The sequence below is a fragment of the Alkalicoccobacillus murimartini genome, assembly GCF_030813245.1.
Taxonomy (GTDB): Bacteria; Bacillota; Bacilli; order Bacillales; family Bacillaceae_D; genus Alkalicoccobacillus; species Alkalicoccobacillus murimartini.
Window position 1 is genome coordinate 354,842 of the sequence record NZ_JAUSUA010000004.1, and the last position, 12,892, is coordinate 367,733.

12 protein-coding genes, 1 riboswitch and 1 other annotated feature (1 of these 14 only partly in view) are annotated in these 12,892 nt (G+C 41.0%); of the genes, 5 read left to right on the forward strand and 7 right to left on the reverse strand.

Annotated features, from left to right (window positions below; genetic code table 11):
- Positions 1 to 176, reverse strand: a binding site (T-box leader) (it extends 56 nt beyond the left edge of the window).
- A 71-nt stretch (positions 177 to 247) separates the two neighbouring features.
- Complete coding sequence (locus tag J2S05_RS14735) at positions 248 to 1,438, reverse strand: MDR family MFS transporter (RefSeq protein ID WP_306984067.1); 1,191 nt, start codon at positions 1,436 to 1,438, stop codon at positions 248 to 250.
- A gap of 206 nt (positions 1,439 to 1,644) precedes the next feature.
- On the opposite strand from J2S05_RS14735, the gene J2S05_RS14740 reads away from it, so the two are divergent.
- The 3 genes from J2S05_RS14740 to J2S05_RS14750 are packed head-to-tail and all read left to right on the forward strand — an operon-like array spanning position 1,645 to position 3,770.
- The gene (locus J2S05_RS14740; RefSeq protein WP_306984069.1) at positions 1,645 to 2,610 is read left to right on the forward strand and encodes a TIGR01212 family radical SAM protein; all 966 of its coding nucleotides are present in this window, start codon (positions 1,645 to 1,647) and stop codon (positions 2,608 to 2,610) included.
- Positions 2,607 to 3,179, forward strand: a complete 573-nt coding sequence (locus J2S05_RS14745) for a class I SAM-dependent methyltransferase (RefSeq protein WP_306984072.1) — start codon at positions 2,607 to 2,609, stop codon at positions 3,177 to 3,179. Before J2S05_RS14740 ends, J2S05_RS14745 begins: the two co-directional genes overlap by 4 nt.
- Positions 3,180 to 3,203: 24 nt before the next feature.
- On the forward strand, positions 3,204 to 3,770 hold the full coding sequence (locus J2S05_RS14750; protein WP_306984176.1) for a beta-class carbonic anhydrase: 567 nt from the start codon (positions 3,204 to 3,206) through the stop codon (positions 3,768 to 3,770).
- A 1,087-nt stretch (positions 3,771 to 4,857) separates the two neighbouring features.
- Here the strand turns inward: J2S05_RS14750 and J2S05_RS14755 are convergent.
- A complete protein-coding gene (locus J2S05_RS14755; protein ID WP_306984074.1) occupies positions 4,858 to 5,640 on the reverse strand; it encodes an alpha/beta hydrolase in 783 nt (260 codons plus the stop codon).
- Positions 5,641 to 5,751: 111 nt separating this feature from the next.
- Here J2S05_RS14755 and J2S05_RS14760 point away from each other — a divergent pair, with 111 nt between their 5' ends.
- Complete coding sequence (locus J2S05_RS14760; RefSeq protein ID WP_306984078.1) at positions 5,752 to 6,270, forward strand: gamma carbonic anhydrase; 519 nt, start codon at positions 5,752 to 5,754, stop codon at positions 6,268 to 6,270.
- 50 nt (positions 6,271 to 6,320) lie between these two features.
- On the opposite strand, the gene metK is transcribed toward J2S05_RS14760, so the two are convergent.
- Positions 6,321 to 7,535, reverse strand: coding sequence for a methionine adenosyltransferase (gene metK / locus J2S05_RS14765; protein ID WP_306984079.1), 1,215 nt, complete (start codon positions 7,533 to 7,535; stop codon positions 6,321 to 6,323).
- Positions 7,536 to 7,667: 132 nt separating this feature from the next.
- Positions 7,668 to 7,775: riboswitch (SAM riboswitch) on the reverse strand.
- A 178-nt stretch (positions 7,776 to 7,953) separates the two neighbouring features.
- Between metK and pckA the strand changes: the two genes are divergently transcribed.
- Positions 7,954 to 9,534 (forward strand): phosphoenolpyruvate carboxykinase (ATP), encoded by a 1,581-nt coding sequence (pckA, locus tag J2S05_RS14770; protein ID WP_306984081.1) that lies wholly within the window; start codon positions 7,954 to 7,956, stop codon positions 9,532 to 9,534.
- A 70-nt stretch (positions 9,535 to 9,604) separates the two neighbouring features.
- Here pckA and J2S05_RS14775 read toward each other — a convergent pair whose 3' ends face one another.
- The 4 genes from J2S05_RS14775 to J2S05_RS14790 form a co-directional block, all read right to left on the reverse strand.
- Complete coding sequence (locus tag J2S05_RS14775) at positions 9,605 to 10,387, reverse strand: alpha/beta hydrolase family protein (RefSeq protein ID WP_306984083.1); 783 nt, start codon at positions 10,385 to 10,387, stop codon at positions 9,605 to 9,607.
- A gap of 16 nt (positions 10,388 to 10,403) precedes the next feature.
- Entirely contained in the window at positions 10,404 to 10,871 is a 468-nt protein-coding gene (gene ytkD, locus J2S05_RS14780) for an RNA deprotection pyrophosphohydrolase (protein ID WP_306984085.1), read from the reverse strand.
- Between the two features lie 59 nt (positions 10,872 to 10,930).
- Positions 10,931 to 12,142 (reverse strand): MFS transporter, encoded by a 1,212-nt coding sequence (locus J2S05_RS14785; RefSeq protein WP_306984087.1) that lies wholly within the window; start codon positions 12,140 to 12,142, stop codon positions 10,931 to 10,933.
- Positions 12,143 to 12,267: 125 nt separating this feature from the next.
- Positions 12,268 to 12,759, reverse strand: a complete 492-nt coding sequence (locus tag J2S05_RS14790) for a YwpF-like family protein (RefSeq protein WP_306984090.1) — start codon at positions 12,757 to 12,759, stop codon at positions 12,268 to 12,270.
- Between the last annotated feature and the right edge of the window lie 133 nt (positions 12,760 to 12,892).

Below are 12,892 nucleotides of genomic sequence, written 5' to 3' on the forward strand. Positions count from 1 at the left end.
ATACACTTATCTGTTCACTCTTTACACAAATAACGGATGTGACCCGTTGAAGGCTACTTCACTTTTCACCATCAAGACTCGAAGGGGAGTTCAATTTACCTGTTCGGCTGGCTTGCACCTTCCGCCAACTCTCTGCATTCCCAGATAGATCTACTAGTCCTCGTTAACATCAACATGTCGTATGAACTTACTAGTATTGTATGTAGTAGAAACCGCTCTGTCAAGCGGGCGCTCAGAATTATCAAAATTAAGGCTCCTGCCTAGATGCAGCATTAAGTTTCTTTAATGGAAAATCATACACATACAAAAATGGTAAGGATAGAACTAGCATAGCCACGAGCACATAGAATAATACGTAGATAGAAGAGATATCCACGATAAAACCCCCTAGTAAAGGTCCAAACATTCTCCCCACCATAGCAACGCTATTCACAAGTCCTTGATAAAATCCTTCTTTGCCTGGAGGTGCTAACTGGCTTGCAACGGTTGGTACAGCTGGCCAAATAAACATTTCACCGATCGTTAATATAATCATTGCTGTCATAAACCCTGCAAACTGCCCTGCTTGTGATAATACAAGAAATGAAAGGATAAACAATATCACACCGGTAATCATTTGAGCTTTAATTCCATGGATCCATTTTTTGATAACCCATGATAAAAGCGGTTGGGCACAAACAATCATTAATCCATTTACCGTCCAAAATAAACTGTAAGACCCAAGTGACATCCCTAGATTCTGTGTATGCACCGAAACGTTTGCTTGCCACTGTGTGTATCCCATCCAGCAAATAACAAAGGCAATACTAATGAGAATTAAAGAGTGAGCTCGATAATGTGTTTTGAACGGGATCTTCTCCGTTTGCTTCATGATTGCTTTACCAGTTGGTTTTGCTTCAAGCTTTCGAAAAGCTATAAGAACAAACAGAAACAAAGCTACATGCATAAACGCACTTGCACGAAAAACAGCTGTGAGTTCGTTCATCGCAATCACACCAATAAGTGCCGTGCCTAGAGCTACTCCTACATTCTGAGCTACATAAATCGCATTAAATGGACGCCTTCCTCCTTCTGGCCATAATGTTCCTGCCAGTGCATAAAGAGCTGGCGCCATGATACCTGATCCAAAACCAATACCCATTAATAAGAACATATAAAAATAATAGCTGTGATAAAAAGCGAGTAAACAAGCGCTGATTGAGGCAACACTTACCCCGAATACGAGTGTTCGATAAGCGCCAATTCCATCAAACAACCTTCCACCAAGTAAATTCCCAAAAGCTCCAGCCGCCGAATTCAGCAGTAAGATGAAACCAGCTGTCGTAAGAGATTTTCCAAGCTCATCATGTATAATAATAGCATTTAACGGCCACAAAAAAGATGCTCCCGTTATACTCATTGTCATAGCAATTAATAATATCCAGATAGACTTCGGCATTCTTTTTGTACTCCTCTAGTATCCTGTTTAAATAAACCCCAGATGTAATCCTATGGTAGACGGTCGAGAAAAGCAATTTATTTCGAGTAAGGAACTGATTCTATTTAAATACAGTAGCTCTTCGTATCCCTGCATGATAAAATGAAGGATAAAATTAATGAATTACTAAAAGATTCAAATCGAGTGACACAGGAAGGTAGATTTAAATGAATTCAGCAGTAAATGCGAAACCAGCTCACTTTGAAGATAAACGGTACTACACATGGAGTTCTCATCTTCGTGATCATTTTGGGACAAAGGTTTTTAAAGTTCCCTTAGATGCTGGCTTTGACTGTCCAAACCGAGATGGAAACGTTGCACATGGTGGCTGTACATTTTGTAGTGTCAGAGGTTCTGGGGACTTTGCAGGTGACCGCACAGATGATCTTGTCACACAGTTTCACTCCATCAAAGAACGTATGCACAAAAAGTGGAAAACCGGAAAATACATCGGTTATTTTCAAGCCTATACAAACACCTACGCTCCTGTAGAAACACTACGTAATTATTTTGAGGTGATTCTTAAGCAAGAAGGCGTTGTAGGATTGTCGATTGCGACTCGTCCGGACTGTTTACCTGATGATGTCGTCGAATACTTAGCTGAGTTGAATGAGCGCACATACTTGTGGGTTGAGCTTGGCTTGCAAACCGTACATGAACGCACAGCTAACATCATTAATCGTGCTCATGACTATGAATGCTACAAAGAAGGCGTAGCGAAACTACGTAAGCATGGCATTCGTGTTTGTTCTCATATTATTAACGGCTTACCACTCGAAACACCTGAGATGATGCTTGAGACAGCAAAAGAAGTTGCTAAGCTTGATGTTCAAGGAATTAAGATTCACCTACTACATCTACTAAAGAAAACAGGCATGGTAAAACAATACGAAAAGGGCCTTGTTGATTTAATGGATATGGAGGAATACATGAAATTAGTCGCTGATCAACTCGAAGTCATTCCAGAAGACATGATTGTCCATCGTCTCACGGGGGATGGACCTCCTGAACTCCTAATAGGCCCAATGTGGAGTATGAACAAATGGGACGTATTAAATGGAATTGAAAACGAATTAAAAGATCGCGGCACTTGGCAGGGCATTCACTATCGAGCTGAGGAACCATCATCATGAAGCTAAAAGGAATCCTTCCTTTTGCTCGTGAACTGCTTGACCACGCCATAACTGAGGGTGATACAGCTGTTGACGCTACCGCGGGAAATGGCCATGATACGTGTTACTTAGCGAAACTAGTCGGTCAAAAAGGACGAGTCTACAGCTTTGATGTTCAGGAAGCTGCGGTCGAAGCCACAAAAGCCCGCCTGCACAAAGAAGAACTACTAGAACGTGTAGATCTGCATCATACTGGTCATGAACATGCCGTTGAGATGATTCAACCTGAACATCTTCCAACACTTAAAGCAGCCATCTTTAATCTTGGTTATCTGCCAGGCAGTGATAAAAGCATTACAACTCATGCCGAGACGACCATTAAAGCGATCAGTGGTTTATTTCATGCCATGACGGCAGAAGGAATCATTGTCCTTGTCGTTTATCACGGTCATGCAGAAGGGGCCATTGAAAAAGAAGCCATTCTCGACTATGTACGACAATTGCCTCAGGAAAAAGCACATGTGCTCCAATATGGTTTTGTTAATCAAAAAAACGCTCCACCATTTATAGTAGCGATCGAAAAACGCTAAAACATTTGAAAGGCAGTGATGAACGTGCCCAACTTAGATAACATTCTTGAATATAATAAGCATTTTGTTGAAAAAAAAGAATACGAGAACTATCAAACCAACAAATTCCCTAACAAAAAACTAGTCATTCTAACATGTATGGATGCACGTTTGGCAGAGCTTCTTCCTCGTTCCATGAATATTGGACAAGGGGATGCAAAGATTATTCGTAATGCAGGAGCTGTCATTTCTCACCCTTTCGGAAGTATCATGAGAAGTATCCTACTAGCTGTTTTTGAACTTCAAGCAGAAGAAGTTTTGATCATTGGCCATCATGGTTGCGGAATGGCCGGACTTGAGTCTGAAGCCTTTCTCAAAAAAGCAGAAGCACGAGGCATTGATATGAAAGTCATCGAACCACTCGAATATGCTGGAGTAGATGTTAAACAATTTTTAACTGGATTTGCAAACGTAGAAGAGAGCGTTACGAACAGCGTCGATATCGTCGAAAACCATCCACTTATGCCAAAAGAAATTCCAGTTCACGGATTAGTCATCCACCCAGAAACCGGAGAGCTTGAACTATTAATAAGAGGCGAAGCTAGATCGTAACATACAAGAAAAACGAAGAGGACACTGTCCCCTTCGTTTTTTTATGTGGTTCAAGATTTCTTATGGAGCTTGGTAAGTGGGGGGATTCTCTTAGTAAAGTGCGCTTTGCTCTTGGTGTCGTACTTCTGTTCTTGGTAAAATTTACTCTCTCTTGATTTCAACCCGGTCTCTCTTGGTATCGTCACTCGCATCTTGGTAGATCTCTATGTGTCTTGGTTTCACGTCCATTCTTCTTGATAAATCCCAAAACCAGATAAGATCAATAAAAATGAATATTTTTATTCCTTACGTCCTTTGACCTTGCCTTTGTTTTGCGACTTCGGCTTAGTAAAGTCGACCTTGACCTTACTAAATCCTGCTTCGCTCGTGGTATCGCCCTTCCCCTCTTGGTAAAAGCTCCTCTCTCTTAATTTCAACCCGGTCTCTCTTGGTATCGTCACTCGCATCTTGGTAGATCTCTATCCGTGTTGATTTCACGCCCATCCTTCTTGATAAACCTCAAAACCCCATACGATCAATAAAAATGAATATTTTTATTCCTTATATCCTTTGAACGTGCCTTTGTTTTGCGTCTCCGGCTTAGTAAAGTCCACTTCGCCTTTACTAAATCCCGCTTCGTTCGTGGTATCGCTCTTTCCCTCTTGGTAATAGCTTATCTCTCTTAATTTCAGCCCGACCTCTCTTGCTATCACCTCTCGCATCTTGGTAGATCTCTATCCGTTTTGATTTCACGCCCATCCTTCTTGATAAATCCCAAAACCCGATAAGATCAATAAAAATGAATATTTTTATTCCTTACGTCCTTTGACCTTGCCTTTGTTTCGCATCTCCGGCTTAGTATAGTCCTCTTCGCCCTTACTAAATCCTGCTTCGCTCGTGGTATCGCCCTTCCCCTCTTGGTAATAGCTTCTCTTTCTTGATCTCAACCTGGTCTCTCTTGGTATCTCCCCTCACATCTTGATTAACCTCAATCCGCCTTGACTCAACACCTGTTCCTCTTGATAACCCTTCAAAATCATTTTAATCCTCCCCACAAAAAAACAGCGAGCACACGTACATGCTCACTGCTTTTCAAAAAGTTTCAAACTTATGGAAACATTAAATTTACAAATCCAATTGCATGACGGAAAACGTCATCTCTTTCTGGTTCGTTAAATAGTTCATGATACAAGCCTTCCCATTCCTTATAAGACTTTTGAGTCAAAATGAGATGGTTAAACCACTCTTGCGTCGCATGTTTATCAACTAAGTGGTCTTCTCCAGCTTGAAGAACTAATAAAGGGATATTAGGAAATTTCTCTGGATAGCGTCTGGTCAGGCGCATTGTTTTTTCTAATTCCTGATACCAGCGTGCAGATACTTTACTGACTTTTAATGGATCTGTCAGATAGGCTTCAATCACTTCTTGGTTTCGGGTTGCCCGATCTGACCGAATGCCTGAGTTCACACTAAAGGTAGGAGCAACATGTTGTAAAACTTTAGATGCTGCTTTTTTTACTTTAGGTAGAGGGTGGCTTAGGTCTAGACAAGGTGAGGATAAGATTAATCCATGAATTTGAGAGTTATCTCTTTCCATCACGGTACGAATTGCAATCAAACCACCCATACTGTGTCCAAGGAGGAGAACTGGAAGTTGTTTTAGCCTTGCCTCAGTCAGCCAGTCTTCCACACTATCTAGGTACTGCTGAAAGGATTGGATGTGACCGCGCCGGCCTCGTGTTTTTCCTTGGCCAGGCAAATCTCCCATAATGACATCAAATCCGTGTTCATTCCATTTTTCAGCCAACCATCGGTACCGTTCGTGGTGCTCTCCTGCTCCATGAACGATGACTACCACACCTCTAGGCTCTGATACTTCCCATTTCCACATGATGACCATCTCCTTGTTCCACAGTAGAATCTCGATGATTTTTACCTTCTAACTGATTTACGTTATGATTAAGTATAGCGTTTTTTTAAAGAGACTGAAAGGATGAGGCTTATGATTTATTCATATCTTAACAAAAAACCACAAATTGCTGAAAGTGCCTTTATTGCTGATTACGTAACCATAACAGGAGATGTAGAAATAGGGGACGAATCGAGTATTTGGTTTCAAACGGTTATTCGTGGAGATGTATCACCTACACGCATTGGAAAACGGGTCAATATACAAGATCAGTCTATGCTCCATCAGAGTCCAGATCACCCACTTTTGATTAAAGATGATGTGACAGTTGGACACCAAGCGATGCTGCATAGTTGCACCATTGAAAAGAATGCACTTATTGGTATGGGCTCTACGATACTTGATGGAGCTATAATTGGTGAAGGTGCCTTCATAGGTGCAGGTAGCTTGGTCCCTCCAGGTAAAGTGATTCCACCTAACACTCTTGCTTTTGGTCGCCCAGCTAAAGTTATACGTGATCTGAACGAAGCGGATCGAGCGGATATGGAGCGTATTCGAACTGAATATGTAGAGAAAGGCCAGATCTATAAACAAATACAGCAAAATAAATGAACGCAAAAAACGCGTCAACTATGATCGATAGTTGACGCGTTTTATATGAATTAGCTGATTTTAATACTAGCTTGCTCTTTTAAAGTAGCAGCCTTGTCTGTTTCTTCCCAAGGCAGACTCACATCTGTGCGTCCAAAATGTCCGTAAGCAGCCGTCTGCTTATAGATTGGACGACGCAAATCAAGCATACGAATAATGCCCGCTGGACGAAGGTCAAAGTTCTTACGGATAAGCGTAACTAGCTCCTCCTCTGATACTTTACCTGTGCCGAATGTATCAACAGCAATAGAAACCGGTTGTGCAACACCAATCGCATAAGCTAGCTGTACTTCAGCTTTGTCAGCAAGACCAGCGGCCACGATATTCTTAGCTACATAACGTGCTGCATAAGCGCCAGATCGGTCTACTTTCGTAGCATCCTTACCAGAGAAAGCTCCACCACCATGGCGCGCATATCCTCCGTACGTATCGACAATAATTTTCCGTCCTGTTAACCCTGCATCTCCTTGAGGTCCTCCAATTACGAAACGACCCGTTGGATTAATGAAGTATTTTGTTTGTTCATCAATTAACTCAGTTGGAACCACTTTATTAATTACATGAGTTTTCATATCATGCTGAATTTGCTCAAGTGTCGTATCAGGATGATGTTGTGTAGAAATAACAATGGTGTCCACGCGAGCAGGCTTACCTTGCTCATCGTACTCAACTGTTACTTGTGTTTTTGCATCTGGACGAAGGTAATCAACGATTTCCTCTTTACGAACTTCAGCTAAACGGCGAGCAAGCTTATGACTTAATGAGATCGGAAGAGGCATAAGTTCTTTTGTTTCATTCGTCGCAAAACCAAACATTAATCCTTGGTCACCTGCTCCGATCGATTCAATTTCCTCTTCTGTCATTTGTCCTTCACGTGCTTCAAGAGCCTGGTCCACTCCTTGTGCAATATCAGCTGACTGCTCATCTATTGAAACGAGAACGGCGCATGTTTCTGCGTCAAAACCATATTTTGCACGTGTATAACCAATGCCTTTTATCGTATCACGAACAACACGTGGAATATCCACATATGTACTAGTTGTGATTTCTCCAGCAACTAACACAAGTCCTGTTGTAACAGATGTTTCGCAGGCCACTCGTGCGTTAGGGTCTTTCTTAAGAATTTCATCTAAAATAGCATCTGAAATTTGGTCACACATCTTATCTGGATGTCCCTCTGTCACCGATTCTGATGTAAAAAGTTGTCTACTTCTACTTTCTGTCATCTCTTATCACCCTTCCAACTCAATCTAAATCTTCTCTTATCTGCCTGATCAACCAGGTTGAGATTAAATATACACAATAAAAAACCCAAATCCTCCGTACTGAGGAAAAGGGTTGAAATGTTGTCCTTTAACCTCTTATCGTTCAAGGCAATGCCTTGCAGGTTAGCACCTTTCCATTTTGTTAAATGGTGGTTGCTGGGCTTCGCTGGGCCTGTCCCTCCGCCGGCTCTCCGATAAGATCCGTTCGCGAAAAATTATATAACAACTATAGTAAAAAGTCAATTACACCACGGTTTTACGCTTATAAAGTAAACTCCATAAAAATCACGCTAAAAAGTATAGACTAATCATATCAATGTGTTATACTAATTAGCATTAAGTTACAATATAAGATGATCATTCGAGAGGGGAATGCGATATGAAAACCATGAATATGCCTATAAAACTGGAGCAGCTTTTATCCAGTCCACAAATGAAGCACGATTTGTCTGTTTCTCGTCTGGTCGAACAATCCATTGAACGCGGAGAAGGAACCCTAACATCAACTGGAGCACTTAGTGTAGAGACAGGTGCCTATACTGGTCGTTCACCTAAAGATAAGTTTGTTGTGAGAGAAAGTCTAGTAGAGCATACGATTGATTGGGGTCCCGTTAATCAACCTTTAAGCAAAGATATCTTTACAGCTTTATACCATAAAGTCCTGACTCACCTAGGAGAAAAAGAAGAGCTTTTTGCCTCTCAAGGTTTTGCAGGAGCAGACACGAATTATCGATTACCTATTCAAGTCATTAATGAATTTGCTTGGCATCAAATTTTTGCTCGCCAGCTTTTTATTCGCCCAAGCTCTACAGACGAAAAATTAGAACGAGAGCCATTTACCATTGTGTCAGCTCCAACCTTTAAAGCTGTGCCTGAAATTGATGGTACCCATTCAGAAGCTTTTGTGATGATCTCTTTTGAAGAACGAGTGATTCTGATCGGCGGAACAGAATATGCAGGCGAAATGAAAAAATCTATTTTTTCTATTATGAACTATCTTCTTCCTGAAGAAGGTGTCCTGTCTATGCACTGCTCTGCTAATACAGGTGCAGAAGGCGATGTAGCCTTATTCTTTGGGCTTTCAGGTACTGGTAAAACAACACTTTCTGCATCACCAGACCGTTTATTAATCGGCGATGATGAGCATGCCTGGTCTGAAAATGGTGTATTTAACATTGAAGGTGGCTGCTATGCAAAGTGTGTGAACCTTTCACAGGAAAAAGAGCCTCAAATTTGGAATGCAATCAAATTCGGTACGGTGCTCGAAAATGTTGTCGTCTCAGACGTAACGGGTGAACCTAATTATGACGACATCTCTCTAACAGAAAATACTAGAGCAGCTTATCCAATTGATTATATTCCGAATGCACTTGAGCCGAGCGTTGCAGGACACCCTAGTACCATTATCTTTTTAACAGCTGATGCATTTGGTGTACTTCCACCAATCAGTAAGTTAACACCTGAACAGGCGATGTACCACTTTTTGTCTGGTTATACGAGTAAGCTAGCAGGAACAGAACGCGGCATAACTGAGCCTGAGGTAACCTTCTCTACTTGCTTTGGTGCTCCATTTTTGCCACTACCAGCCCATCGTTATGCATCAATGCTAGGTGACCTCATCTCTAAGCATAATGTAGATGTGTTTCTTGTTAACACTGGTTGGTCAGGAGGTCCATACGGAGTAGGAGAGCGTATGAAGCTCGCTCATACTCGTTCTATGGTCCAAGCGGCATTACAGGGAGAATTATCGAATGTTGCTACAACTGAGGATCCTGTTTTTGGTTTACACATTCCAGAACACTGCCCAGGTGTACCAGACATTGTTCTTCAGCCAAAGTCTACTTGGCCAAACCCTGAGGCTTATGAGCTAAAAGCTAAAGAACTAGCTGATAATTTTAAACAAAATTTCACCAAATTCACTGGTCTATCAAAAGATATCGTGGAAGCTGGACCAAAATAAGAAGATAAAAAAAGAAGTCTCATTAATTAATGAGGCTTCTTTTTTTCATGTGAAGAATCTACTACTACTACTACTTCTCTACCTGATTTTTCATCCAATCAGCCGCCTCATGTAAAATGCGCTGCTGATCTTTAAGAGGAAATTGATGAGTATAATCTGGGAAGTACCATGTTTCAATCGGTTTCTTATTATGTTTAAGTAAGCATTCTAACTTATACGCATGTTCGATGGATACATGCTCATCTTTCACTCCGTGTATAAGGAGAACGGAGGCTTGCATCGTCTCTAGTTCCTCTTGAGGCGTGCGCCAATGATAACGTTCAGGATATTTGGTGGGTGTACCACCAATCACACGTTTCATCATTCTTCTTAAATCAACCCGTTCTTCATATGTGAGAAACATATCTGTGACGCCATTCCAACTAATGAGGCTTTTGACTTCATCTTTAGCAATGGCTGCCCACAAAGCCATGACGCCTCCTCTAGAGAAACCAATCACATGAATTCCTTGTTTCTGATCGTAGCGCTCATTTTCCTTTAAAACCTCTACCGCACTCACCGCATCCTCGCGATCATGGCCGCCAAAGTCTTCATTTCCCTCGCCACCTCGATTCCCTCGATAAAAGGGGGCAAATACGACAAAACCCTCTGATGCCCATTGAATCAGTCGTTGGATGCGAACCATTCCAACATTTTTAATCCCTCCGCGGAGATAAATCAATCCAGGTAAAGATCTGCTCCAAAGAGGTTCTGCTAGATACCCCTTCACTCTTAACCCTCCACTCAAATGAGTGATGAGGTATAAACGAATGCCAGGGTGAGGAGACGGGATGCGCTGTTTATCTATAATCATGGCGCACCCTTCCTTTCTACTCTATATTGGTTTTATTTATGTATTGTAAACAATAACGCAACACGCCATCTTTCATGATAAAACTGTAATGCTCGTCTTCTTCGACCTGATCTGGAAGTTCGGAAACTAGAACCGGACCGTCCGTTTCTAAATAGTTGGGCTGCGCTTCAATGAAATCAATTTCAGCTAAATAAATATTTTTACAAATTTTCTCTGTCGGGATTGTGTACTGACCAATATAATGAATCGTTTTAACCTTTGCTCCCGTCTCTTCAAATACTTCTCGACAAGCAGCATCAAGCGGTTGCTCTCCCTCTTCAACTTTCCCTCCAGGAAACTCCAAACCGCGTTTTTTATGTTTGGTTAGCAGCCATTGTCCCTGATGTCGGCAAATGACCCAAACATGCATTGGTGCTTTAGAGAATGGATCTTCCCGAAAAGCGAGGTGAACTTCACGTTGGTAAAAATCCAAAAATGTTTCCACGTCCTAAACCCCCTGCTTTTTTTAGCAGTATACCCTTTCTACCTTTCTTACGTCCATCTTCAACTCCAGGTGCTCTTCACAGGCTTTTCTGGTTTAATCATTACTAAAGTTAACAGAAGCGATAACGCACAAAAAATGGCATGCGAAAAGAAAATCATAAAATGATTAAAGTTCATAAGTGCAGCAAAAACAGGTGGCCCTAGTGCGACTCCAACAAAACGCATGCTGCTGTATAAAGATGTAATCGATCCTCTTTGTTCTTGATCTATACCTTCCGTTACAAACGCATCAAGACTTGGTAATGCGGCCCCAATACCTAGACCAGCTGAAAATAAAGCCGTTAACAAGACGTAGATATCTTCAGATAAAGATATCCACAGAATGGATAAGGTCAGAAGTGCTAAACCTCCTACTGTATACCATTTCATTTTCATTTTATCTTGGCCAATTAACTTTCCTGTTACGTAGGAAGACAAACATAAGGCAGCTAAGGGGAAAGCAAGGACAACCCCTTTCTTCACACCATGTATACCGTATTCTTTTTCAAGGCTTGTCGATAAATAAAATAACAAACCAAAGATTAAATACATACTTAAACCACCAATAAAAAAGACAATAGACAGCCAACGTCCTTCGCGCTTAAATGTTTCTCGGATCATTTTGACAAAAGCCTTAAATTTTTTCGGCTTGTCCTTTCGTTTAGGCAGCTTCACAAATACTAAAAGCATGACGATTGATATCAAGCAAAATATAGGGAACGAAAAAAACGGTAGAAACCATACAAAGGAAGCTAATAAAGCTCCTAAAATCGGGCTAATAACCTTACCAAAGGTGTTAGATGTTTCAACAAGGCCAAGCCCTGCACTGACTTCTTTTTCTGTCGTAAACAAGTCCCCAACAAGTGGGAAGGCAATAGGAGCTGCGCCTGCTGCACCGACTCCTTGCAACAACCGTCCTGCGATTAACCAATAGTATGGCGAATCAAATTTCCACGCAGCTAATCCAGCAAGTGCACCACCAGCTGCAGCAAGCAATAAGCTTGGAATAATCACTTGTTTTCGACCGATATGATCTGATAAATAACCCGCAACAGGAATACATAAGATCGCAACAATTGAATACACCGTAATTAACAAACTGACCTGAAGTGAACTAATACCTAACTCTTTTTCAATCGTAGGAAGAACAGGAATTAACATTGAGTTTCCAAGCGTCATGACGAGGGGAATGGATGAAATGGACACGATTCCCCAGATACTTTTTTGCTGCACGGACCACTCCCCCTTTTTTATCATCTCTATCTTGTTAGTATTTAAAAATTACCCTTAACTATACATCCAGAAAAAAAGAAGCTGTTCAGGGAAATGCCCCTTCAACAGCTTCTTGATCAAAAATTCTATAATAATACGTACTTTCCACTTTCTTTCAAATCCTTATAAACTTCATTTAAAGTCTTTTCAGAGTATGAATCAAGATTTTCTGTACGTTCCTTAAATCGTTCGAGCAAATTCTCATTAGAATGAGCGTCTGTAAGAAGTTCTTCGAGCACATCCTCTAATACGTCATCTCGTCCAAGAACGATACGACCTTTAAACACAATACTGTACCCGTCACTTAACTCAGTAATTGTCTCAATACTTGTGATCATAGCAGCAGGATGGTTATCTTTACTCGTAATAATTACATTTAAGAAAACATGACGATTTGCTTTTTGTTCACCTTCAAAGAAATGCATATACTCTTTTGGTACAACCGCATCAATAAACCAAGTGCGTTCGCTATTCTCCATATTAATGATGAGCCCATCTGTTAATGGAATTGCTTCCTGCCTGATTGTTTCATTGTCTCCAGCTAATAGATAAAGCGCATAGAGCTTAAATGTCTTCATATTGACACCTCCCATTACAAACCTCATATACTCTTATTTAAACACAGTAGGCATCTTAAGTAAATCTGTTACCTGTATACATAAAAAAAGGACAAAGGCTCCTATAACAGGAACTCTTTATCCTTTTTTGATT